The sequence below is a fragment of the Nonomuraea solani genome (genome assembly GCF_900108335.1).
GTDB classification, from domain to species: Bacteria; Actinomycetota; Actinomycetes; order Streptosporangiales; family Streptosporangiaceae; genus Nonomuraea; species Nonomuraea solani.
Map to the genome: position 1 here is coordinate 1,184,527 of NZ_FNVT01000001.1, position 23,712 is coordinate 1,208,238.

Sequence of the window (23,712 nt, forward strand, 5' to 3'; positions counted from 1 at the left end):
CCACGGAAACACCGCGCCCGCTTTCATCACCTGGATGAAAAAGATGACGCGACCCTCCCGGCGCGCCGCGCTCGGCCTGCTCGGCGCCGTCCCGCTGACCGCGAGCGAGGTGCTGGCAGGTACGGGCGCCGCCCGGACCCCCGCGGACCTGCGCCCCGGCGGTTCCTTCGACCGGTACATCAAGGACCTGGCCGAACAGGACAAGTTCTCCGGCACGGTGCTGCTCGCCCACCGCGGCCGCCCCGTGCTCGCCCGCGCGTACGGCATGGCCGACAAGGAGAAGGCGATCCCCAACCGGATCGACACCATCTACGCCCTGGCCTCGGCCTCGAAGCCGTTCACCGGCCTGGCGGTCTGCCGGCTCGCCCAGCAGAAGAAGATCAAGTTCTACGACAAGATCGGTGCCTACCTCGACGGCTTCCCGAAGGAGATCGCCGAGCACGTCACCGTCCACCAGATGCTCACCCACACCGCCGGGATGACCGACCCCACCAACTCCACGCCGACGGGCCACATCTTCACCAGCATCGAGGAGCGCAACCAGGACATCGCGCGCCGGGGCCGGGCCCAGAAGCTGCGCTTCACGCCCGGCACCGCCAAGGAGTACGCGAGCATGGGGTACGAGCTGCTCGGCGAGCTCGTGGCGACGGTGTCGGGGCAGCCGTTCCACGAGTACGTCCGCGAGCACGTCTTCGTGCCGGCCGGGATGACCGACTCCGCCTACTACACGACGCCGGAGTGGCTGGCGAACGAGCGCATCGCGCATCCGTACATGTGGCAGGAGGACGGCTCGCGCGTCGACGGCGTGCGCAACCTCGACAAGGGCGGCGGCAGTGGCGTGGTGGGCAGCAACTCGGCGCGCGCCTTCATCGGCTCCGGCGGCGGGAACGGCTTCTCCACCGCCCCCGACCTGGTCCGCTTCGCGCTCGCGCTGCAGCGCAACAAACTGCTCAAGCAGGCCCACACCGACCTGTACGTGAGCCCGAAGGTCTCCGGCGCGCCCCTGCGCGAGGGCCCGCCCGACCCCGCCCGCGGCGAGCCCTTCCAGGCCTACGGGCCGATCGCCTCCATCTACAACGACCGGCGTTTCATCGCGCACGGCGGCGGCATCGCGGGCGGCTCGACGAACTGGAGCATCTACCTCGACCTCGACTGGGTGGCCGTGGTGCTGTGCAACTACGACCTCGACATCGAGCCGATCATCAACCACGAACGCCGGCTGATCACCGCCTAGCGCCGCCGGCAGATCATCAGTTCCGTCGTGGGGCTTTCGCGCACGACCCGGACCAGCCGCCGTTCGGCGAGCGTGAGCAGCCCTCCGGTCAGACCGCCCGTGAACTCCGTGAGCGTGGCGGCCCGCAGGAAGCCGCCCCAGAGCTTGCGCCACACCGGGTTGGCATCGACCTGGGCGTTCATCAGCACCAGCATCGGCACCCGCCGGACCACGTCGAACCCGGCCTCGTCGAGGGCTCCGGTGATCCACGAGAGCGTGTGGTTCACCTGGTGCTCGCCGCGCTGCTCGCGCCCGTGCAGGAAGTTCTCCGACAACACGAAGGTCCCGCCCGGCTTCGTGGCCGCGCCGATGGAGCGCAGCGCCGCCCGGTAGCGTTCGTCGTCGGTGATGTGGAACAGCATGTCCATGGCCGAGACCGCCCCGAACGAGGCGGGCTCCAGCGCGCCCGCCGGGTCGGTGATGTCGAGCCGCAGGATCTCCGTCTCGGGGAAACGCAGGCGCAGGCGCTCGGTGGCCGCGCGGGTGAGGTCGGAGCCCGTGATCGACCGGGCGCCGAGGGAGCGCCACAGCCGCAGGTAGAAGCCGGTGCCGGAGCCGACGTCGAGCACGGGGACCGACGACAGGTCGAGACCGAGCGCGCCCACCTCGCGCCGGAAGACCTCGCTGCGCACCCGGTACATCCAGACGTTGAACGCCCGGCCGAGGCTCTTGTAGCCGACCCCGCTCTCGGTCCAGTCGGCCTGCAGGCGCGTCTCCCAGAAGTCCTTCAGTTCAGTCTGCTGTTCCCCCACGAACACTCCTCACCGACCGACTTACGCGTCCTGAAAGACTGGCGAGGTTGACCCGGGGTGTCAACTGAGCGGCGGCGCCGCCACAAGGAGGACGGCGCCGCCCGGCATCGTTCAGCGGTTGGCGTTCTCCCTCTGGTGGACGTACCAGGTGACCACCCACAGCACCAGGCCGATCGCCAGCAGGATGCCCGCGATCTGGTATTGGCCGGCCGGGCGCCCGGAAGACCAGGGCAGCACCAAATAGAGGCACGTGATCGAGCCGATCACCGGCAGGATCCGGCCCGCGTTGAAGTGCTCGCCCGTCACCCGGTCCTTGCGCAGGACGAGCACGGACAGGTTGACGAGCGCGAAGACCGCGAGCAGGAGCAGCGACGTCGTCCCGCCCAGCAGGGACACGACCGGGTTCTTCGGGTCCAGCGAGACGAAGACGATGAGGCCGCCGGCGAGGGCGGTGGTGAACAGGATCGCCGCCTGCGGGGTGCGGCGCCTGGGGTGCACCTTCGCCAGGAAGGACGGCAGCACGCCCTGCTTGCCCATCCCGTACAGCAGGCGGCTGGCCATCAGCATGTTGATCAGCGCGGAGTTCGCGACGGCGAACATGGAGATGAACGGCAGCAGGTCGGAGATCGGGAAGCCGGGGGCGGCCGTCTGCACCACGAGCGACAGCGGGGTCTCGCTGGCGGCGAGCTCTCCGACGGGGACCACGGCGACGGCGCAGATGGACACGAGCACGTAGATCAGGCCCGTGATGCCGAGCCCGGTGAGCATGATGCGGGGGAAGATCCGGGCCGGGTTCTTGGTCTCCTCCGCCATGTTGACGGAGTCCTCGAAGCCGACCATGGCGAAGAAGGCCAGCGACGTCGCGGCGCTGACCGCCAGGAACACGCTCTTGTCCTCGGGGGTCTCGAACGCGACGACGCGGGAGAAGTCGGCGTTGCCGCCGGAGATGAAGTACAGGCTGATCACGATGACGAGCAGCAGGCCGGAGAGCTCGATCGCGGTGAGCACGACGTTGATCTTGACGCTCTCGCCGACGCCGCGCAGGTTGACCGCCAGGACCAGCAGCATGAAGCCCAGCGCGATCATCAGGATGACGCCGTTGCCGACGTCGAGCCCGAACCCGGTGCTGAGGTTGGCGGCGAAGGCCCGCGACGCCGCCGACGCGGAGGTGATGCCCGAGCACATCACGGCGAAGCACACCAGGAACGTCACTATGTGCGTGCCGAACGCCTTGTGCACGTAGAGCGCGGCGCCGGCCGCCTGCGGATACTTGGTGACCAACTCCAGATATGAGCACGCCGTGATCAACGCGACGACGAAGGCGACGGCGAAGGGCAGCCAGGCGGCGCCGCCGACCTCGCCCGCGACCTGACCGGTCAGCGCGTAGATGCCGGTGCCGAGGATGTCGCCGATGATGAACAGCAGCAACAGGCCGGGGCCCATCACCTGCTTGAGGCCGGGCTGGTCGCCGCTGCTCGTATCTGGAGAACTGGGGGGACTGGTCTGGGCCATGGGGGTCCTTATCGTGCAAGTACCTGTCGAGGTGGGGTTCGTACCCCACCCGTAGCACGGCTACTCTGGCCCGCGCGACGGCTTCGTGAGACAAATACGGCGGGAATCGTCGATCACTTTCAGGAGAGCCGCCGTGTCCTTCTCCCGCCACCGGAAATGGCGCTTATCGTTCGCCGTCCTCGTGAGTGCCGTCGCTATCGTCCTGGCCGGTCCGGGCATCGCGTACGCCGCACCGCCGACCGCCCTCGACCCCGCCGCCCCGGCGGCGGACCGTACCTATCAGCCGGCGTTCGACTATGACGGCGACGGCTGCTATCCGACGCCCGCCATCGGCCGCGACGGTACCATCGCGCCCGGCCTGGCGCTCGGCGGCGCCGTCAACGGGCAGTGCCACGACCTGTCCGACCTCGACAACACCAACTCCTACTCGCGCTCGAAGTGCAACAACGGCTGGTGCGCCTACATCTACGGGCTCTACTTCGAAAAGGACCAGACGTTGCCCGGCTGCTGCGGGCACCGGCACGACTGGGAGCACGTCGTGGTCTGGGTCCAGGGCGGCACGGCGCAGTATGTGGCCGCCTCCGCGCACGGCAACTACAGCGTCCGCCCCCGTGCGCAGCTCTTCTGGGAAGGGACCCACCCGAAGATCATCTACCACAAGGACGGGCTGTCCACCCACGCGTTCCGGTTCGCGAGCGCCACCGAGCCGCCGGAGAACCACAAGGGCACCTGGCAGTTCCCGGCGCTGGTCGGCTGGGACGGCTACCCGCCCGGCCTGCGCGACCGCCTGGTGGCGCACAACTTCGGCTCGGCCAGTTTCGGGCTCAAGGACGCCTCGTTCGCCGGCGAGCTGGCGAAGGCGAAGCCGGCCGGCATCCCGTTCGACCCGCAGGGCTGAGCGTCAGAAGCGGCGGCACTGGCCTTCCTTGTCGCCGCTGACGGCGTTCTTGCCGCCGGTCACCCTCGCGCCGTTGCCCTCGCATTCGAGGTTGCCCTTGACGGAGTTGCGGTGGACCCGCAGCCCCTCGCGGTTGTCGCTGAGCTGGATGTTGCCGTCGACCCGGTTGCCGTTGACGCGCAGGTGGCGCCGGTTGTCCTCAAGCTGGATGTCGCCACCGACGCGGGCCGAGGTCACGGTGACGGCGCCGCCGTCCTTCACCTGGATGTTGCCGTCCACCTTCGAACCGCTGGTCACGGAGACGGCGCGGGCGCCGTCGGCCTGGACGTCGCCGTCCACCCGGACGTCGCGCGCGATCAGGGTGGCGCCCTCGCCGACCTTGACGTTGCCGCCCACGCGCGTGCCGAGGAGGGTGCAGGTGGCGCCGTTGGGCACGCTCACGTCGTCAACGCCGATGGTACGGATCGTGCCGCCGCACGTACGGGTGTCGGCCGCGGCCACGGGCCCGGTGAAAGCGAGGCCGCCGAGGAGGGCACCGGCGAGGGTCAGTCCGATCTTGCGCATGTCGAGCCTTTCGTCAGGTCCGGCGCGGGTCGTCCGCCCCGGTGATGAGAAGCCTCTCGGCCGGCCGTGGCGCGCACGTGAGATGGACATTAGGGATTTCTCATCAGAATCAGCGGCGAGTCCTATGATCTTGGGATCGACTCCGCGAGGAAGGGACGCCTGTGGCCGAGAAAGCAGATGAGTGGGGCAGCGCGATCGACACGACCAGGCCCAGCATCGCCCGGGCCTACGACGTCGTGCTGCACGGCAAGGACAACTTCGAGGTCGACCGGGCCTTCGTCGCGGAGATCGTCAAGGTCATCCCGGAGATCTACGACGTGGCGACCTACAACCGGCAGGTGCTGGGCCGGGGTGTGCGCTATCTGATCGAGCAGGGCATCACGCAGTTCCTCGACCTCGGCTCGGGCCTGCCCACGGTGGAGAACACCCACCAGGTGGCGCAGCGCGCGAACCCGGAGTCGCGTGTCGTCTACGTCGACAACGACCCGATGGTGCTGGCCCACGGCCGCGCGCTGCTGGCGGAGAACGAGAACACCGCCGTGGTCACCTCCGACCTGCGCGACCCGGCGGCCATTCTCGCCGACGAGTCCGTCCAACGGCTCATCGACCTCGGCCGCCCGGTCGGCGTCATGCTGGTCGGAGTCCTGCACCACCTGCACGACGACGAGGACCCGCGCGGGATCGTCGAGGCGTACATGGCGGCGGTGCCGTCCGGCAGCTACCTGTTCATCACCCACTTCTGCGACTCCAGCCAGGACTCGCGCGACGCGGAGAAGAAGTATCTCGCGCTGCTCGGCACCGGCCGGTTCCGCACCGTCGAGGAGATCACCACCTTCTTCGGCGACGCCGAGCTGGTGGAGCCGGGGGTCGTGCCGCTGCCGCTGTGGCGCCCGGAGGAGCCCGTCCCCGCGGAGCTGACGGTGGGCCAGCGGCTCATGTTCGGCGGCATCGCCCGCAAGCTCTAGTACGTGACCTGGAACGTCGCGTCCTGCCGCGCGGTCGGCGCGGAAGCGCTGCTGAGCTGGTCGATGCGGAGCAGATAGCCGGAGTGCCGGATATATCGGTCCGGGAAGTTGTACGAGCGGAACGACGCCCACGCCCCGTCGGCCAGCCCCGCCGTACGGTAGAACGTCGCGTCGGCCCGGAAGGCGGAGGTGTTGTCGTTCGGGTCGAGCCTGAGCGCGTAGTCCCAGTGCCGCAGATACCTGCCGGGGAAGTTCACCGACTCGAACGACACCCCGGCCGCGTCGGCCAGGCCGGGCACCAGCCGCCACTGCTGGTCGGCCGTCGGGTCCATGGGGAAGGGGTCGATCCTGGCGATGTTGTTCGCGTGCCGTACGTACCGGTCGGGGAAGTTGGCGGACTTGAGCCGGTTCCACTGCGGCGCTCCCCACCGGCCGACCAGCGCGCTCTGCTCGGCCGCGGTGATCGGGGAGATGGTCGCGTGCTTGGCGTTGATCGGCGGCGTGAAGGCGCGCTGGCCGATCGCCGACCAGTTGGTGGTGTTGCCGGACTGCCAGGCGTAGAAGACCGCGTTGGCCGGCGAGTACGAGTCGCCCCACAACCAGAACGTGCCGCTCGTGTTCGACTTGACCAGGATCGGCGCCTCGATGCCGTTGCCCTGCCGCAGCCCGCCGGTCAGCGTGGTGAAGCTGTTGGGCGCGCCGGTGGTGGAGCGGGCGACGTACAGGTTGCCGTCGGCGAGGTTCTTGTAGGCCAGGTAGAAGGTGCCGCCGTCCACGAGCACGTCACCGTCGAGCACGTTGAAGCCCGGGTCGAAGAAGACCTGGGGCGTGCCCATGTTGATGAAGTCGGTCGTGTAGTTGACCATGAACACGTCGCGGGTGCCGTTGTGGGCCGAGTAGATGACCGCGTACTGGTTGCGTGAGGGCACCCAGAACGCCTCCGGCGCCCACGAGTGCGTGTTCATGCCGTGCAGGCGCACCCGGCGGTAGTTGCTGAAACCGGTCAGGTTCGCCGAGTCCCACACGTGGATGTACTGGTTGTTCAGGTTGAACACCCGGCCCTTGAGGTCGGTGGCCAGGACCACGAACGTGCCGTCCTGCTTGCGCAGGATGTACGGGTCCCGCAGCCCCTGCATGCCGGCGGTGGGCGTGGCGACCGGGTTGTTCTGGTTCAGCGGCATCCAGTTGAGGCCGTCGGAGCTGACGGCCAGGTGCAGGGCGTAGCTGTCGCCCGACTGGTTCGGCGACTCCTTGAAGTAGCCCATCACATAGCCCTGGTACGCCGCCGCGGCCTGGGCGGGGGCGGCGTGGAGGCCCATCAGGACCATGAGTAACGCGAGGATCGTTCGGCGCAGGGACACGGTGGTCACCCTTCTGAACGCTGTCGGATGTTAGCGCTACCAGAGATTCTTCGCCGTCGGACGAGCGCTTGTCTACGATGCGGATGGTGAACAGACGAGCACTGACCGGAACGCTGCTGCTCCTGACGGCGTGCGGAACCCAGACCCCCGCGGCCACGCCGTCGAGCCCCGTCCCGTCGCCCGTCCCTTCGGTTTCCGAGCAGGGCCCGCGCCGGAGCGACATCCGGTGGCACGGCGAAGGCGACCCGTTCAACGCCGAGGTCGAGCTCGCCGACGGGCGGCGGGTGGCCATGCACTATCGGCGCGGCAAGGGCCTGTTCGAGCAGCACTACAGCCCGCGGGCACGGCGGTGGACAGAGCCGCGCCTGGTCTACCGCACGAAGACCGAGGCCTGTCAGGGGATCGAGCTGCGCGCCTTCGACGGCACCGTCGCGGCCATCGCGGACTTCGGCCGCTACTGCGCGGACGGCGAGCCGCCGATGGAGTCGATCGCGGCCGTCGGCACGGGCGACCTGAGCACCTGGGACCACCACCTGACCAGGAGCTTCGACGGCTGGGAGAAGATCTCCGGCCGCGCCGGCACGGTAACCTTCGAGCGCGGCTCCTCGTCCCTGCGGTGGACCAGGAACGGGGGATTCGCCGGCTAGGTCACCGGTGCAGGGGGACGGCCTCCTGGTCCGCGACGATCCGCCGGATGCCGAGGACGGCCACCAGGCTCACCAGGCCCGGCACCGTCAGGAAGATCGCGACCGGGGTCGAGGAGCCGTACGCGGCGTACAGGGCGGGGAAGAGCGGCGTGATCGCCCCCGCGACCGTGCCGCCCATGGAGTAGGCGACCGAGATCCCGCTGTAGCGCACCTTGACGTCGAACATCTCGGTGAACAGCCCGCCCTGCGCGCCGGCCATGATCCCCTGCACCACCGCCGCCACCAGGAAGGCGACCAGCGCCGGCCCGGTGTCGCCGGTGTCGACCAGGAGGAACATCGGGATCGGCCAGACCACCGCGGTCAGCGCGCCGGCCAGGTAGAGCCGCTTGGCGCCGAACCGGTCCGACAGCCGCGCGGACACGGCGATCGCGATGATCCACACCGACGTCGAGGCCAGGATCAGCGTGAGCAGCGTGCCGCGCTCGAAGCCGACCACATTCGTGCCGTACGTGAGCAGGTACACGGTCACGGCGTAGCCCACGGCGGGCGGCGCGATCGCGGCCAGGCTGCCCAGGATCAGGTTGCGCGGGTGGCGGCGGAGCAACTCGCGGAAGGGCACCTTGCTGACCGCCCGCTCCCGCTTGGCCCTGGCGAACTCCAGCGGCTCGGACAACCGGGCGCGGATCACCAGGCCGACCACCACCAGCACCGCGCTGAACAGGAAGGGGATGCGCCAGCCGTACGAGAAGAACGCCTCGTCGTCCAGGCCGGAGATGGCCAGGAACGCCAGGTTCGAGGTCAGCACCCCGACCGGCACGCCGAACTGGGCGAAGCTGCCGAAGACGGCGCGGCGGCCCGGGCCGGCGTTCTCGGTGGAGACGAGCAGCGCCCCGCCCCACTCGCCCGCCACGCCGAACCCCTGCACCAGCCGGAGGGCGACCAGCAGCAGCGGCGCCCCGATCCCGATGGCGGCGTACGTGGGCAGCACCCCGATGAGGAACGTCGATCCGCCGGTCAGGATCAGCGTGAGGACGAGCATCGACTTGCGGCCGATCCGGTCGCCGAAGTGCCCGATGACCGCGGCGCCCAGCGGGCGGACCAGGAACCCGGCGGCGAACGCCGACAGGGACGCGAGCGTGGCGGCCTCGGGCGACGCCTCAGGAAAGAACAGCCGGGGGAACACCAGCGCGGCGGCGGTGCCGAAGATGAAGTAGTCGTACCACTCGATCGAAGTGCCGATGAAGCTGGCCGCGAAGAGGCCCTTCACCGATGGAGGCTTGGACGTGCCTTGCTGGGCCATGGAGGGCACTCCTCGGAGTCTCACGGTTCCTACGGTCAGGATGTCCGCGCGGCGGAGGAGAAATCGACGGGGATTTCGTCCAGCGGAAGTCCTGTGGCCCGCCGGTCGGCCCGCCGCGCATAGTGAAGCCCCGCTCCCGGAAGGACGTCACGTGATCACATCCGGCTTCGTCGCGCCCGAGGACCGCGACGCCGTCACCGTGATGCTCCGCGCGCAGCTGGCCGGGCTGCCCGCGCGCTCGCCGTTCTACGCCCGCCTGTTCGCCGAGCACGGGACCGGCCCGGCGGCGGCGCTGACGTCCCTCGACGACCTGCGCGAGCTGCCCTTCACCGACAAGCAGATGTTGCGCGACTCCCAGGCGGCCGCGCCTCCGCTCGGCCGGCACGCGGGCGTGGGCATGGCCGAGGTGATTCGCGTGCACGCCTCCACCGGCACCACCGGCCGGCCGAGCTGGGTCGGGGTGACGCGGCGCGACGCCGACGTGTGGACGAAGATGGTGGCCAGGGCGTTCACGACCATGGGCGCCCGGCGCGAGGACGTCGTGCTGCACGGCGCGGGGCTGACGCTGTTCGTGGGCGGGCTGCCGATCCGGGACGCGCTGGAGCGCATCGGCTGCACGATGGTCCCGGTCGGTACGGGCGCCTCGGACAAGGCGGTGCAGGCACTCGACGGCCTGGGCGTCACCGCGCTGCACGCCACCCCCTCCTACGTGCGCTACCTGACCGAGTACGTGCGCGGGCTCGGCCGCGACCCGCGCGAGTTCGGCGTCCGCAAGGTGTTCGTGGGCGGCGAGCCCGGCGGCGGCGAGCCCGCGTTCCGGCGGCACATCGAGCAGGAGTGGGGCGCGCGGGTCACTGAGGGCTTGGGCAACGCGGACATGGCGCCGGTGCTGTTCGCCGAGCCGCCCGGGGCCGGGGGCATGCGGTTCACCGGGGGCCGGCACGTGCTGGTGGAGCTGGTCTCGCCGGACGGCGATGAGCCGGTCGAGCCCGAGCCCGGCGCCTCGGGTGAGCTCGTCTACACCTCGGTGGATCGGGAGTGCTGCCCGCTGGTCCGGTTCAGGACCCGGGACCGGGTGCTGGTCACCGGGATCGCCGCCGACGGGGCGCCGCTCATCCGGTGCGTGGGGCGGACCGACGACATGCTGATCGTGCGGGGGGTGAACGTCTTTCCCACGGCGATCCGCGATCTGGTACACGCGTTCCGGCCGCGTACGAACGGGGTGGTGCAGATCGTGCTGCCCGATCCCGGCCCGCGCGTGGAGCCGCCGCTGCGGGTCGAGGCCGAGGTCGGTGACGAGCCCGGCGATCCGGTACGGCTGCGACGCGAGATCGAGGAGCTGATCCGGGCCCGGCTGACGGTCCGGGCCTCGGTCGACCTCGTTCCGGCCGGGTCGCTGGGGCGTACCGAGACGAAGTCCCGCTTGACCCGCTACCTCGGTCCCTGACGCCCGGCCGCGTACGTGACCTCGCGCGCCTGCCTGCGCCCCGCAGGAAGCGGGCGGGTGGTGCCGGCCGACGGCGCGCCGAGTGCGCGGGAGATGCTCCGGGCGGCCGTGGTCATCGCCGGCACCAGCGTGCGCGGGGCGGCCGACCCGCTCGGCAGCGTGATGCCGACCGCGGCCACCACCCGGTCGCGGGCGCCGCGGATCGGCACCGCGACGGCCATGACGTCGTAGGTGAGCTGGCTCTCCACGATGGCCACGCCCGACCTGCGCACCTCGGCCAGGAAGCGCCGCAGCGGGCCCGGCTCGGTCATCGTGTGGACGGTGTATCCGCGCAGCTCGGACGCGAGCACCTCCTCCTGGAACTCCTGGGAGGAGTGGGCGAGCAGCACCAGGCCGGTGCCCGTCGCGTGCATGGGCCAGCGCCCGCCGAGCCGGCTCGGAACCGGGACGGTGTCCCGGGCGCGCAGCGACTCGACGTAGATGACGTCGTGTCCCTCGGGCACGCCGAGATGGATGTTGGCCCGGGTGGCGTGCTGCAGATCGTGCAGGTGGGGGAGCGCGATCTCCCGGAGCTGCCCGCCCTCGGGAGCGAGTGTGCCGAGCTCCAGGATGCGCAGGCCGATGGTGTACCGGCCGTCGTCGTGCCGGGTCAGCGCGCCCCAGCGGCGCAGCTCGTTGAGCAGCCGGTGGGTGGTGCTGAGCGACAGGCCGGTCCTGCGGCTGATCTCGCTGAGGGACAGGGCCAGGTTCTCGGTGTCGAAGACGCCGAGGATGGAGAGCACGCGCTGGGCCGAGGTCAGGCGATGGGGCTCGGCAAGAGCGGTCATTTACTCACCCGCCTGTCCGCGAGTCACATGATTGCCGACCACGCTACACAAACGGGCAGGCTCGCCATAGCGGCCGGGGAATTGCTTCCGCTCCGCGAAAACGGGCCTTCTCCCGGCGAGCGTCCGCGTGAATACTCGCACGCCTGATGATGGACGTCTCGTTCGGCACGATCTGGGAGGCCGTCGCCCGCCGGCTGCCCGGCGCCGTGGCCATCTCCGAGCCCGGCCGCGACCACACGTACGCGGAGTTCGACGACCGCGCCGCCCGGCTGGCCACGGCGCTGGTGCGGGCCGGGGTCGGACCGGGCGACAAGGTGGCCTGCTACCTGTACAACGGCGCTGCCTACCTGGAAACCGTGTTCGCCGCTTTCAAGATCGGCGCGGTGCCGGTCAACGCCAACTACCGCTACACGGGACACGAACTGTCCGCACTTCTGCGGGACGCCGACGCCGCCGCGATCGTCCACAGCCCGGAACTGGCCGCGAACGTCGCCCACGCCGCGGAGACGGTGGCCACGCTGCGCCTCGTCCTCCAGACCGGGCGGCCCCTCGGCACGCCGCCCCGGCCCGCCGGACCACGGCCGGGCTCCGACCGGCTGTTCATGTACACCGGAGGCACCACGGGCCGGCCCAAGGGCGTCATCTGGCGGCAGGCCGACCTCCTGCACGCGCTGACGGTGCCCATCTTCCGGCCGCTCGGCGTACCGGAACTGCCGTCGACGCTGGACGAGGCCGTCGAACTCGCGGTGACCGCGCGCACGGAAGGGCGGGCGCCGGCGACGCTGCCGGTGGTGCCGCTCATGCACGGCACCGGACTGTTCAACTCGATGGGCGCGCTGCTGGTCGGCGGCCGGGTCATCACCACCCGCCCGGGACGGCTCGATCCGCGGCACGTGTGGGAGACCGTGGCCCGGCAGCGGGCGGGCATGATCATCGTGGCCGGTGACGCGGTCTGCCGCCCCCTCGTCGACGAACTGGCCGCCGCCGAGCGGGACGGCCGCCCGTACGATCTCGGCTCCCTCACCTCGATCCTCTCCTCGGGCACGGTCCTCAGCGACGGGCTCAAGCGCGCCCTGCACGAACGCGCCGCCATCACGATCGTGGACGCGCTCGCCGCCAGCGAGGGCGGCCCCTTCGCCTTCGCCATCACCGCCTCGGCCGGCGACCTGCCCTCCCGCTTCCGCCCGGCGCCCGCCACCAAGGTCATCGCCGCGGACGACACGGAGGTCGTCCCGGGCAGCGGGGAACACGGCCTGCTCGCCTACTCGGGCCCGATCCCGCTCGGCTACCACAAGGACCCGGTCAAAACCGGGACCACGTTCCGCGTCATCGGCGGCGTCCGGTACGCCATCCCCGGCGACCTGGCGCAGGTCGAGGCGGACGGCGCCATCCGCTTCCTCGGCCGCGGCTCCGGGGTCGTCAACACCGGCGGGGAGAAGGTGTACCCGCAGGAGGTCGAGAACGCCCTGCTCACCCACCCCGGCGTCACCGACTGCGTCGTGGTGGGCCTGCCGGACGAGACCTGGGGCGAGCGCGTCGCCGCGGTGGTCGCCACCCGGGATCCGGCCCTGACCGAGCGCACACTCCAGGACTGGGTACGCCCCACCCTGGCCGGCTACAAGATCCCCCGCCGCATCGTGCTGCTCCCCGCCCTGCCCCGGACCCCCACCGGCAAGCTGGAGATCGCCTGGGCCAGGCGCGCCGCCGAGGAGTGAGGGCGTCAGCGGGGGATCATGGCCCACCGCCGGCCCCCTGGCCCGGTTCCGGGGCGAAGACCTGGGACATGACATCGCCGCCCTGTCGGCCGAGGCCGAGCGACCGAGTGCCCGCGCCGGGCCACCGATCCCCCGGGTGTGCCGACGGAGGGACACCCCCGGGCCGTACGCTGGTGCCGCTCATGATCGTTCGACCGCGAGGAAAACGCATGCCCGCACCGGAAATCAATCGCCGCCGGCTTCTGACCTCGGCGGCGGCCGCCGCCGGCGGCCTGGCCCTGGCCCCCAGCGCGGCGCACGCCGAAGCCTTAGCCGCCCGCCGCGCCGCCCCGACGTGGGAGAACCTCATCGAGAAGTCCTCCTTCGGCAGCACCACGGCGTTCAACCAGAGCTGGAACCACCTCTACCCCTGGGACGGCGGCGCCGACACCCACAACGGCGCCGCCAAGATGCACTCCAGCCAGATCTCCCTCTCCCAAGGCGTGCTGACCCTCACGGCGACCCGGCTGGCCGCCCCGGACGGCACCAGCCCGCACCCGCCGAACGCGCCGCTGTGGTACCGCTCCGGCGCCGTCCACGCCAAGCGGCAGATCCTCGTCAACGACCAGTTCCCCGAGTACGACATCGAGGGCGAGTTCAGCACCGACACCGGCCTGGGCGTCTGGCCGGCCTTCTGGACCACCGGCACCTGGCCGGCCTGGCCCCCGGAGACCGACATCCTGGAATATGTCGGCAACTCCACCAACCTCTTCAACACCTGGAACAAGACCTCCACCGGCGAGACGGGCGAGGAGCCGACGACGGACGGCTTCGTCACGCGGACGAAGGTCCCCGTCGCGACCCCCGGCGAGTGGCACAGGTACCGCGTCTGGCTGTACAAAGAGGGCAACGACGTCATGATCGACTACTACTTCGATGACTACGTGGCGACCCATCGGGGGAAGGACTGGGCCGGCATCCCGCAGTGGCTCATCATCAACCTGCAGATGGGCTCCTGGTCCTCCGAGATCGAGCCCGGCGGTGCCGGCTGGGCCGAGCAGCGGCCGGGCCCCGACGGCGACACGCACCTCCGCGCCCGCAACGTGTGGGTCGGCCGTACCCGCGCCTGGTAGAGGCTAGAAGCTGCCGCCCCCTCCGCCGAAGTCGCCGCCTGCCGCGTCCGGCGAGGACCAGCCGCCCGTGCCCTGCCCGCGCAGCGAGCCCTTCTCCTTGGACGGGCCCGCGAACTGCCTTCTGAGCCTGTCGTCGGACATGCCGCGCACACCGTCGAGGGCGATCCGGATCGTCGCCGGTTGACGCTCCTTGGTCCGCTCCTCCAGCAGGGCCCTGCCCTCGGCGGTGGGGCGCGGCGCGCTCCACGGCCACCTTCGGGCGGCGAGCCGGCGGGCCAGCAGGTCGGCCTCCACGGCCACGACGACCTCGTGCGCGGCCAGGGCGTCGAGCGCCTCCATGAGGGTCGAGCGCTGGGCCAGCGCGGCCTCCTGGAGCGGGTCGTCCGCCGTGGCCCCGGTGACGGCATAGAGCCTGCCGTTGTGCGTCAGCTTCAGCCGCCCGTCGATGAGCATCGGTGCCAGCGCCGCCAGGGCGACCCGGCGACGTCCCCCGCTGAGATAGGCCAGTTCATTACGTTGCATCGCATCCCCCGCGAAAACCGTACGAACCTTGGTGAACTGGCATTTTGCTTCGTGATCGTCGCGCGAATCAAGGCGTACGTTGGCAGAATGACCCGAAGCCGGGCGGTGCCACCGCTCCGGCGTCGGGGCGTCGAGGATCTGTCAGGGGTTGCCGGACGGGCAGACGGGAGAGGTGCGGAATTCGACGGACGCGCCGGTGGCGTCGGAGATCACCGAGCGGATGCCGACCGGGAAGCCGGGCTGGCAGCCGATGCTCACGAACGTCCTGTCGTTGAACGCCGGAATGTTGCCGCCGTTGACGAACCAGCGGATGGCGACCGGCGCGACCGCGCCGCTGAAGGCGACCGAGCAGAGGAGCCGCCGCGCGAGCCCTTCACAGCCGCCCCCGGTGAGGGTCAGGGCCATCGAGGCCGTCGAGCCGGCCGTCGCGGCCGACGCGGAGGAGGTGGTGAGTGCCGCCGGCAGCATCAGCAGCCCGGATGCCAGCACGGCCGGTAGGGCGAGTTTGTATGACTTGCGCATTCCTGTCTCCTTTTGGGTGATGAAGGAATCCACCCACTGCTTCGCTCGCGGGATGCCCCCGGATGAACGCGCAGCCGTAGGAACGCGAACGTCCAGGCCGGTCACCACGGACCGGCCTGGACGTCGAAACAGGATCAGACGAGGTCGAACCGGTCCAGGTTCATGACCTTGTCCCACGCCGAGACGAAGTCGAGGACGAACTTCTCCTTGGCGTCATCGCTCGCGTAGACCTCGGCCAGCGCGCGCAGCTCGGAGTTCGACCCGAAGACCAGGTCGGCCCGGCTGCCGATCCACTTGACCTGGCCCGTGGCGGTGTCGCGGCCCTCGAACGTGCTCTGGTCCTCGGCCGTCGCCTTCCACGTCGTGCCCAGGTCGAGCAGGTTGACGAAGAAGTCGTTGGTGAGCGTCCCGGGGGTCGCGGTGAACACGCCGAGCTGCGAGTGCTGGTGGTTGGCGCCCAGGACGCGGAGGCCACCGACGAGCACCGTCATCTCGGGCGCGCTCAGGGTCAGCAGGTTGGCCCGGTCGATCAGCAGGTATTCGGCCGGCAGCCGGTTGCCCTTCCCGGCGTAGTTGCGGAAGCCGTCGGCGGCCGGCTCCAGCGCGGCGAACGACTCCACGTCCGTCTGGTCCTGCGCCGCGTCCACGCGACCCGGCGTGAAGGGCACCTGGACCTCGAAGCCGGCGTTCTTGGCGGCCTTCTCGACGCCCGCCGCGCCGGCGAGCACGATCAGGTCGGCGAGGGAGATCTGCTTGCCGCTCTGGGCGCCGTTGAAGGTCTTCTGGATGCCCTCAAGGGTGCCGAGAACCGTCGCGAGCTGGTCGGGGTCGTTGACCTCCCACGAGCTCTGCGGCTGCAGGCGGATGCGCGCGCCGTTGGCGCCGCCGCGCTTGTCGCTGCCGCGGAAGGACGAGGCCGACGCCCACGCGGTGGCCACGAGCTGCGACACCGACAGGCCCGAGGCGAGGACCTGCTCCTTGAGGGAGGCGACGTCCGCGGCGTCGACGAGCTCGTGCGTCACCGCGGGCAGCGGGTCCTGCCAGAGCAGCGTCTCGGCCGGGACCTCCGAGCCGAGGTAGCGCACGATCGGGCCCATGTCGCGGTGGGTCAGCTTGTACCAGGCGCGGGCGAAGGCGTCGGCGAGCTCGTCGGGGTTGGCCAGCCAGCGCCGGGTGATCTGCTCGTAGATCGGGTCGAAGCGCAGCGACAGGTCGGTCGTCAGCATCGTCGGGGCGTGGCTCTTCGACGCGTCGTGGGCGTCGGGGACGGTGCCCGCCCCCGCGCCCTCCTTCGGCCGCCACTGGTTGGCGCCCGCGGGGCTCTGGAACAGCTCCCACTCGTAGCCGTACAGGATCTCGAGGAAGCTGTTGTCCCAGGTGATCGGCGTGTTCGTCCAGATGCCCTCGAGGCCGCTGGTGATCGTGTCGCCGCCCTTGCCGGTGCCGAAGGTGTTGTTCCAGCCCAGGCCCTGCTCCTCCATCGAGGCGGCCTCGGGGTCGGCGCCGACGTGGTCGGACGGGCCCGCGCCGTGGGTCTTGCCGAAGGTGTGACCGCCGACGATCAGGGCGGCCGTCTCCTCGTCGTTCATCGCCATCCGGCGGAACGTCTCACGGATGTCGCGGGCCGCGGCGAGCGGGTCGGGGTTGCCGTTCGGGCCCTCCGGGTTGACGTAGATGAGGCCCATCTGCACCGCGCCGAGCGGCTTCTCCAGCTCACGGTCGCCGGTGTAGCGCTCGTCGCCGAGCCAGGTGGTCTCGGGGCCCCAGTAGACGTCCTCGTCGGGCTCCCACACGTCGGCGCGGCCGCCGGCGAAGCCGAACGTCTTGAAGCCCATCGACTCCAGGGCGACGTTGCCGGACAGGATCATGAGGTCGGCCCAGGAGAGCTTCTGGCCGTACTTCTTCTTGACCGGCCACAGCAGGCGGCGGGCCTTGTCGAGGTTGCCGTTGTCGGGCCAGCTGTTCAGCGGCGCGAAGCGCTGCTGACCGGCGCCGGCGCCGCCGCGGCCGTCGCTGATCCGGTAGGTGCCCGCGCTGTGCCAGGCCATCCGGATGATGAACGGGCCGTAGTGGCCGAAGTCGGCCGGCCACCAGTCCTGCGAGGTGGTCAGCACCTCAGCGATGTCGCGCTTGACGGCCGCGAGGTCGAGGCTCTTGAACGCTTCGGCGTAGTCGAAGTCCCCGCCGAGCGGGTTGCCGACGACGGGGTTCTTGGCGAGGATCTTCAGGTTGAGCCGCTCCGGCCACCACTGGCGGTTGCCGCCGCCCTGCGTCGGGTGGGGCGCGCGCTCGTGCGCGACCGGGCAGCCGCCGCTGCCTTCCGTCTTGGGGTCTGTGACGATTGCGTCATGGTTTTCGGACATGAAATCCCTCTTGTACTAGGAGAAACGGTGCTCAGGTACGGCGAGCGGCGGAGCAGTCAGGACACAGGCCCCAGTAGGTGACCTCGGCCTCGTCGATGGCGAAGCCGTGGTCATCGGCCGCGGTGAGGCAGGGCGCGTGGCCGACCGCGCAGTCGACATCGGCGACCGACCCGCACGATCGGCACACGATGTGATGGTGGTTGTCGCCCACGCGTCCTTCGAAACGGGCCGAGCTGCCGGCCGGTTCGATGCGGCGGACGAGGCCCGCCGCGGTGAGTGCGTGGAGTGCCTCGTACACGGCCTGCAGGGAGATGTGGCCCACACGTTCGCGCACTCCGGAGGCGATCGCCTCGGCATCGAGATGATCACCCTCCCGGACGGTTTCGAGCAGCGCGACACGAGCGGCAGTCACCCGCAGGCCTGCCCCGCGCAACTCCTCGGCGATGGTCGGAGCCTTGGACGCGGTCATGGCGCCACACCTACCTACGTAAACACGAACGATACAAGATAACGAATCATCCAAGATAAGCTTCATGAACGCAACCCCGCCGCGCCGGGCGTTGTCATGATCTTGTCAGTCGATCTGTTACCGCATGTTGCGATCATCGAGACAGGGCTGAACCACGATGGGGCCGCACGGAATCGCCGCGACGTGTAGGAGGCCGAGATGGAGTTCCGCGTCCTGGGGCCGGTGGAGGTCCGGCGTGACGGGAATGCGGTGCCGGTCGTGGGCGAGAAGCAGCGCACGCTGCTCGCGCTGCTCGTCCTCCGCGCCGGTCAGGTGGTGCCGCACGACGAGCTGCTGCACGCGCTCTGGGGCGACGACCCGCCGGGCGCGGGGCGCCGGGCCCTGCACAACCACGTGTGGTCCCTGCGCCGCCTCCTCGCCGACGACGTCTCCCTGGCCACCAGCTCCGGCGGCTACGCGCTGAACGTCCCGCCGGGCGGCTCGGACCTGGCGCGGTTCACGGCCGAGGTCGCCGCCGCCGACGCCGCGCGGGCCGGCGGCGACCTGCCGGCGGCCGCCGGACGGCTGCGCGCCGCGCTCGCGCTGTGGCGGGGTCCGGCGCTGGCGGGCACCCGGCTGGAGTTCCAGAACGCGGAGGGCTACACGCTGGAGGAGCTGCGCCTGTCGGCCCTCACCGGCCGCATCGACGCGGACCTGGCGCTGGGCCGGCACGCGGACCTGGTCGGCGAGCTGCGGCAGCTCGTCACCGTCGAGCCCCTGCGCGAACGCCTCCGCGCCCAGCTCATGCTGGCGCTGCACCGCGACGGACGGCGCGCGGACGCGCTGGAGCAGTATCGCCTGACGCGCCGGTGCTTCCGCGACGAGCTCGGCCTGGAGCCCGGCGACGAGCTCAAACGCCTGCACCAGGCCATCCTGGCCGGCGACCCTGACCTCCTTCCCGATCCGGTACGGCCCCGCGAAGCGGATCTCGTGCCCCGGCAGCTCCCGGCCGACGTCGCCCGCTTCACCGGCCGCGCGCACCACCTCTCCGTCCTCGACGCCCTCCTGACCGGCGACGGGGGCGCGTTGGTGATCACCGCGATCGCGGGCACGGGTGGCGTCGGCAAGACCGCCCTGGCCGTCCACTGGGGCCATCTGCGGGCCGATCACTTCCCCGACGGCCACCTCTACCTGGACCTGCACGGCTACTCCCGCAGCGCCCCGGTCACCCCCGCTCAGGCGCTGTGGCAGCTCCTGCGCGGGCTCGGCGTCCCGCCGGAGTCGATCCCCGTCGACGTGGACGAGCGCGCGGTCCTCTACCGCTCGGCCGTCGCGGGGCGGCGCATGCTGATCGTGCTGGACAACGCGGCCGCCGCCGACCAGGTACGGCCCCTGCTGCCCGGCACCTCGCCGAGCCGGGTGCTGATCACCAGCAGGGACTCGTTGCGCGGCCTCACCGCCACCCACGGCGTCGACGTCATCGCCCTGGATCTGCTCACCCCTTCGGAGGCCGAAGCGCTGCTGCGCGCGTTCCTCGACAAGGACCTGGACGGGATCGGCGAACTGGCCGCTCTGTGCGGATATCTGCCGCTCGCCCTGCGCCTGGCCGCGGCGCACCTTCGCGGGGCGGGCACGCCGGTGGGGGAGCAGGTGGCGCGATTACGCGCGGGCGACCTGCTGGAGGCCCTCGACTTCGCCGAAGATCCCCACATCGGGGTACGCGCCACGTTCGCCCTGTCCTACCAGGCCCTGCCCGAGCCCGTACGGGCCACGTTCCGCCTCATGGGCCTGCACCCCGGGCGAGACGTCAGCCTCGACGCGCTGGCCGCCATGTCGGGACAGGGTTTCGAGGCCACGCGCGAGTGCGTCGAGGCCCTCGTCCGCGCCCACCTGGTGAGCCGCGCCGAGCGGCGGGTCAGCATGCACGACCTCATCCGCGAGTACGCCAGAGAGCTCGCGAAGGCCGAAGGCGAGCGGCCGGAGGTGTGGGAGCGCCTGCTCGGCTGGCACACGCACACGGCCCGCGCCGCCATGGCCCACGTCGATCCGGACGCCCTGCTGCTGACGCCGACCGTGCCCGGCCCGGCGGGCGGGGCGCGGCGGTTCGCCGACCGGGACGCCGCCATGGCCTGGCTCAACGGCGAACGCCACAACACCGTCGCCCTGGTCGTCCACGCCGCCGGGCACGGGTGGCCGGTCCACGCCTGGCAGCTCGCCTATGTCACGGCGTACTACTTCTACCTGGGCCGGCACGTCGACGACTGGCTCGCCACCCACCGCCCGGCCCTGGAGGCCGTACAGGGGCTGGGCGACCTCGGCGGCGAGACGATGATCCTGACCACCCTGGGTCACGCCCTCATGGAGGCCGACCAGTACGGCCCGTTCCTGGAGTGCCAGCGCAGGGCGGTGGAGCTGGCCGCGGCCACGAACGACCGGCGCATGCGGGCCGAGGCGCAGAACTACGTGGCGTTCGGCCTGTTCAGAACCGGCGAGCTGGTCGCCGCCCTCGACGCGAACGACGAGGCGCAGGCCCTGTACCGGGAACTCGGCGACCGCCCAGGAGAGCTCGCCACCATCTACCTGGCCGGCCAGATCCACGTCCGGCTGGGCGAGGGGCACCGGGCGCTGGCGTACCTGGACGAGAGCCTGGACTGGATGCGGCGGCGCGGCGGCCGGCGTCACGATGAGGCGTTCGCCCTGTTCGAGGTGTGCATGGCCCGGCTCGGCCTGGGCCAGGTGCCCGCCGCCAGGGAGGCCGCGGAACAGGGCCTGGCCATCGCCCGCGACCTCGCCGACCCCATGCTCGAAGCCCAGGCCCTCCACCACCTCGGCCAGGTCGCCGTCCGCCAGGAACTGCCGCTGGAGGCGCTCCGGCTCCAGGAGGAGGCCCTGGTCCATGCCCGGCGGCTGCCGGGGCGGATGACGGAGTGCATGGTGCTCAACGGGCTGGGGCGGACGTATGAGGCGTGCGGCGAGCCCGGCGAGGCCACGGCACATTTCCGTGCGGCGCTGGAGATCGCTCTGCGGATCAACGATCCGTACGAGCTGGCGGCCGCTCGCGCGGGACTTCGCGTGGACCGCAAGCCGAACGCGAGCTGAACCGCCGACGGGCGCAAGCCATGTTGCTTTTTTGCGCAATTTCGTCTGCTCGACATCTTATGGTTCGGCCATCCGTCCTACCCGAAGGGCCATCCCCATGAGAGCTCTGCTTGCCGCCCTTGCGTCAGTCATCGTCGCGCCGCCAACGTGACCGACGGCGACCAGGCCACCTATGGGTAGTCGGCCGGCGACATAGTCAGGGAGCCGGGGCCGGGCGTGCGGCTTCGGTGTCCTCAGGAGCCGCACGCCCGGCGGTCATGCGACCGTGGTCGCCGGGGTCAGCCGGTCCTGTTCCATGGCCAGCCGGTCCCTCGTCGCCCCGAAGGTCTCCGCCGGATGCGCGGCGAGGCGGGCGGCGACCGCGCACAGCCTCAGGGGCAGGCCGCCGCAGAGCAGCACCACCTCCCGTGCGGCCTGCGGCTCGGCGTCGACGCGCGCCGGCCCCACCAGGCGGGCCAGCAGCAGGTACGCGTCCGCCGCCGGCAGCCTGCCGAGCCGGCTCTGGTGGGCGGCGGCCAGCGGCACCAGCGAGCGGCGGCACGTGACGATGACGCCGCAGCCGAGCCCGCCGGGAATGAGCGGCCGTACCTGGTCGGCGTCGTGGGCGTTGTCCAGGACGACGAGCACCCGCCGGTCGTAGAGCGCCGACCGGAAGCGTGCCGCCGCCTCGTCCACCGAGCCGGGGATGGCCGGGCCGGCGAATCCGCACGAGCGCAGGAAACGGCCGAGCACGTCGAGCGGGCGCAGCGGCCGCAGCCCGGGCGTGGCGCCGTGCAGGTCCACGTAGAGCTGCCCGTCGGGGAAGTGGCCGGCGATCTGGTGGGCGGCGTGGACGGCCAGGGCGGACTTGCCGACGCCACCCGTACCGACGATCGCGACGAACGGGCGGGGCCGGCCGGAGGTCAGGTGCGTGCGCAGCCGTCCCAGCTCGGCCGCGCGCCCGGTGAAGGCCCCGGCGCCGGCGGGCAGCTCGGCGGGCATCGGCACACCCCCGCCCGCCGGTCCCACCTGCGGCGGCACGTCGAGCGGCCGTGCCGCCTTTGGCGTCGCGTCCCGGGGTGGGAGGTGCCGGGAGTCTCCGAGGGGGACGTGCCGGCGGGCCTGCTGGATCTCCGAGCCGGGTTCGACGCCGAGCTCCTCGGACAACGTCCGGCGGGCCGCGGCGTACGTCTCCAGCGCCTCGGCCGGCCGCCCCGTCTGCGCATGCGCCCGGATCAACTGGGCCCAGAACCGTTCGTACGTCGGATGCGCCACCACGGCCGTCTCCAGATCGGCGATCACCCCGGCGGCCCCGCCGAGACCGATCTCCGCCTCGAACCAGCGCTCCTGCGTCCGCGTGTGCTCCCGCTCCAGAACCGGAACAACGTCCCGCTGCAGCGACTCGGAGTCCACGTCCGCCAGCGCGGGCCCCCGCCACAACCCCAGCGCCTCCCGCAGCAACCGCGCCTCCCGTACGGCGTCGCCCCGCCCCCGCGCCCCCGCGGCCAGCGTGGTGAGGTGCCGGAAACGCAGGATGTCGAGCGTCTCCTCGCTGGCCGGCACCGCGTACCCCAGGTCGCGCCTGGTGATCAGCCCTCCTCCCTCGCCCAGGCTGCGGCGCAGCCGGGACATGTGCGTGTGCAGGGAGGCGAGCACGTCCATCGGGAGCTCGCTCTCCCAGATCCGGTCCATCAGCTCGTTCTTCGTCACGAGCTGGTTGGCCCGGAGCAGCAACGTGGCCAGCGCGATGCGCTGCTTGCACGATGTGATGATGATCGGAGAGTGGTCCCTGGTGACCTCCAGGTGGCCGAGCACCCCGAAACGTAAGCCAGCCCCCATACCTAGCATGAACCGCCAATCTCGTCAGGGCCGGCGAAAGACGCCGGCCTGTGAAGGGCAGCAGGGGGAGCATAAACTGGCGTAGGCGGGATGTGTCAACCCGTGTTTGAGGAGAAAGAGATCTGCTCAAACAACAGTTGGGAGGTGCGAGGTGGCCGAAGAACGGCCTCGAACGTTGGCGGACAAGCTCAACCACCTGTTCGCGACGATCCATCCGGGCGGTCGGGGGCCGTACTCGAACACCGAGGTCGCGGCCGGGATCGGCTCGATCACCGACGCCTACATCGGGCTCCTGCGCAGCGGCAAACGCAGCAACCCGACCTACAACCACCTCAAGGGCCTGGCCGAGTTCTTCGGCGTCAGCGTCAACTACTTCTTCGACGACGAGGTCGCGGCGAAGATCGACGCCGAGCTCGAACTCGTGGTCGCGATGCGGGACAACGACGTGATGCAGATCGCCCTGCGCAGCAAGGACCTGACCCCGCAGAACCGCAGCGCGATCCTCACGATCATCGACCAGATCCGGCAGATGCAGGGCCTGCCGCCCGCGAAATAGAGGGCGAGCCA

Annotated in this window: 20 protein-coding genes; 9 read left to right on the forward strand and 11 right to left on the reverse strand. The window is 70.9% G+C overall.

Annotated elements, in window-relative coordinates; translation table 11 throughout:
* The first annotated feature begins 43 nt into the window (after nt 1-43).
* The gene (locus tag C4V41_RS05205) at nt 44-1,234 is read left to right on the forward strand and encodes a serine hydrolase domain-containing protein (RefSeq protein ID WP_103954529.1); all 1,191 of its coding nucleotides are present in this window, start codon (nt 44-46) and stop codon (nt 1,232-1,234) included.
* On the opposite strand, the gene C4V41_RS05210 is transcribed toward C4V41_RS05205, so the two are convergent.
* Together C4V41_RS05210 and C4V41_RS05215 are read right to left on the reverse strand one after the other, a co-directional pair.
* A complete protein-coding gene (locus tag C4V41_RS05210; RefSeq protein WP_103954756.1) occupies nt 1,231-2,025 on the reverse strand; it encodes a class I SAM-dependent methyltransferase in 795 nt (264 codons plus the stop codon). The genes C4V41_RS05205 and C4V41_RS05210 overlap by 4 nt on opposite strands.
* Before the next feature lie 111 nt (nt 2,026-2,136).
* Nucleotides 2,137-3,537 carry an APC family permease gene (locus tag C4V41_RS05215; RefSeq protein WP_103954530.1) on the reverse strand — a complete coding sequence of 467 codons (1,401 nt, stop codon included), beginning with the start codon at nt 3,535-3,537 and terminating at the stop codon, nt 2,137-2,139.
* A 181-nt stretch (nt 3,538-3,718) separates the two neighbouring features.
* Between C4V41_RS05215 and C4V41_RS05220 the strand changes: the two genes are divergently transcribed.
* Nucleotides 3,719-4,435 carry an NPP1 family protein gene (locus tag C4V41_RS05220; RefSeq protein WP_200823745.1) on the forward strand — a complete coding sequence of 239 codons (717 nt, stop codon included), beginning with the start codon at nt 3,719-3,721 and terminating at the stop codon, nt 4,433-4,435.
* Between the two features lie 3 nt (nt 4,436-4,438).
* On the opposite strand, the gene C4V41_RS05225 is transcribed toward C4V41_RS05220, so the two are convergent.
* On the reverse strand, nt 4,439-4,999 hold the full coding sequence (locus tag C4V41_RS05225; protein ID WP_103954532.1) for a bactofilin family protein: 561 nt from the start codon (nt 4,997-4,999) through the stop codon (nt 4,439-4,441).
* Nucleotides 5,000-5,160: 161 nt separating this feature from the next.
* Here C4V41_RS05225 and C4V41_RS05230 point away from each other — a divergent pair, with 161 nt between their 5' ends.
* The gene (locus C4V41_RS05230) at nt 5,161-5,964 is read left to right on the forward strand and encodes an SAM-dependent methyltransferase (RefSeq protein WP_103954533.1); all 804 of its coding nucleotides are present in this window, start codon (nt 5,161-5,163) and stop codon (nt 5,962-5,964) included.
* Here the strand turns inward: C4V41_RS05230 and C4V41_RS05235 are convergent.
* Nucleotides 5,961-7,325 (reverse strand): glycoside hydrolase family 43 protein, encoded by a 1,365-nt coding sequence (locus C4V41_RS05235; RefSeq protein WP_235029906.1) that lies wholly within the window; start codon nt 7,323-7,325, stop codon nt 5,961-5,963. The genes C4V41_RS05230 and C4V41_RS05235 overlap by 4 nt on opposite strands.
* 83 nt (nt 7,326-7,408) lie before the next feature.
* Here C4V41_RS05235 and C4V41_RS61665 point away from each other — a divergent pair, with 83 nt between their 5' ends.
* Nucleotides 7,409-7,972, forward strand: a complete 564-nt coding sequence (locus C4V41_RS61665; RefSeq protein WP_103954535.1) for a hypothetical protein — start codon at nt 7,409-7,411, stop codon at nt 7,970-7,972.
* A gap of 1 nt (nt 7,973) precedes the next feature.
* Here the strand turns inward: C4V41_RS61665 and C4V41_RS05245 are convergent, their stop codons facing one another.
* Nucleotides 7,974-9,272 (reverse strand): MFS transporter, encoded by a 1,299-nt coding sequence (locus C4V41_RS05245; RefSeq protein ID WP_103954536.1) that lies wholly within the window; start codon nt 9,270-9,272, stop codon nt 7,974-7,976.
* Nucleotides 9,273-9,423: 151 nt separating this feature from the next.
* Here C4V41_RS05245 and C4V41_RS05250 point away from each other — a divergent pair, with 151 nt between their 5' ends.
* Nucleotides 9,424-10,719, forward strand: coding sequence for a phenylacetate--CoA ligase family protein (locus C4V41_RS05250; protein ID WP_103954537.1), 1,296 nt, complete (start codon nt 9,424-9,426; stop codon nt 10,717-10,719).
* Here C4V41_RS05250 and C4V41_RS05255 read toward each other — a convergent pair.
* Nucleotides 10,704-11,546: an IclR family transcriptional regulator gene (locus C4V41_RS05255; RefSeq protein WP_200823746.1), complete on the reverse strand. Its 843-nt coding sequence runs from the start codon at nt 11,544-11,546 to the stop codon at nt 10,704-10,706. The two genes, C4V41_RS05250 and C4V41_RS05255, sit on opposite strands and share 16 nt — an antisense overlap.
* A 146-nt stretch (nt 11,547-11,692) precedes the next feature.
* Here C4V41_RS05255 and C4V41_RS05260 point away from each other — a divergent pair, with 146 nt between their 5' ends.
* Nucleotides 11,693-13,261: an AMP-binding protein gene (locus C4V41_RS05260; RefSeq protein WP_200823747.1), complete on the forward strand. Its 1,569-nt coding sequence runs from the start codon at nt 11,693-11,695 to the stop codon at nt 13,259-13,261.
* A 209-nt stretch (nt 13,262-13,470) separates the two neighbouring features.
* Entirely contained in the window at nt 13,471-14,373 is a 903-nt protein-coding gene (locus C4V41_RS05265; RefSeq protein ID WP_103954538.1) for a glycoside hydrolase family 16 protein, read from the forward strand.
* Nucleotides 14,374-14,376: 3 nt separating this feature from the next.
* Here C4V41_RS05265 and C4V41_RS05270 read toward each other — a convergent pair whose 3' ends face one another.
* The 4 genes from C4V41_RS05270 to C4V41_RS05285 all read right to left on the reverse strand — a co-directional run bounded on the left by C4V41_RS05270 (nt 14,377) and on the right by C4V41_RS05285 (nt 18,249).
* Entirely contained in the window at nt 14,377-14,895 is a 519-nt protein-coding gene (locus tag C4V41_RS05270; protein ID WP_103954539.1) for a DUF2207 domain-containing protein, read from the reverse strand.
* Nucleotides 14,896-15,036: 141 nt separating this feature from the next.
* Nucleotides 15,037-15,417, reverse strand: a complete 381-nt coding sequence (locus C4V41_RS05275; RefSeq protein ID WP_103954540.1) for a hypothetical protein — start codon at nt 15,415-15,417, stop codon at nt 15,037-15,039.
* Nucleotides 15,418-15,551: 134 nt separating this feature from the next.
* Nucleotides 15,552-17,780, reverse strand: coding sequence for a catalase/peroxidase HPI (katG, locus tag C4V41_RS05280; protein WP_103954541.1), 2,229 nt, complete (start codon nt 17,778-17,780; stop codon nt 15,552-15,554).
* Between the two features lie 31 nt (nt 17,781-17,811).
* Nucleotides 17,812-18,249: a Fur family transcriptional regulator gene (locus tag C4V41_RS05285; RefSeq protein WP_103954542.1), complete on the reverse strand. Its 438-nt coding sequence runs from the start codon at nt 18,247-18,249 to the stop codon at nt 17,812-17,814.
* Nucleotides 18,250-18,447: 198 nt separating this feature from the next.
* On the opposite strand from C4V41_RS05285, the gene C4V41_RS05290 reads away from it, so the two are divergent.
* Nucleotides 18,448-21,327, forward strand: a complete 2,880-nt coding sequence (locus tag C4V41_RS05290; RefSeq protein ID WP_103954543.1) for an AfsR/SARP family transcriptional regulator — start codon at nt 18,448-18,450, stop codon at nt 21,325-21,327.
* Nucleotides 21,328-21,582: 255 nt separating this feature from the next.
* Here the strand turns inward: C4V41_RS05290 and C4V41_RS05295 are convergent, their stop codons facing one another.
* The gene (locus tag C4V41_RS05295; RefSeq protein ID WP_160150171.1) at nt 21,583-23,145 is read right to left on the reverse strand and encodes an AfsR/SARP family transcriptional regulator; all 1,563 of its coding nucleotides are present in this window, start codon (nt 23,143-23,145) and stop codon (nt 21,583-21,585) included.
* 175 nt (nt 23,146-23,320) lie between these two features.
* Here C4V41_RS05295 and C4V41_RS05300 point away from each other — a divergent pair, with 175 nt between their 5' ends.
* Nucleotides 23,321-23,701: a helix-turn-helix domain-containing protein gene (locus C4V41_RS05300; protein ID WP_235029907.1), complete on the forward strand. Its 381-nt coding sequence runs from the start codon at nt 23,321-23,323 to the stop codon at nt 23,699-23,701.
* The last annotated feature ends 11 nt before the right edge of the window (nt 23,702-23,712 follow it).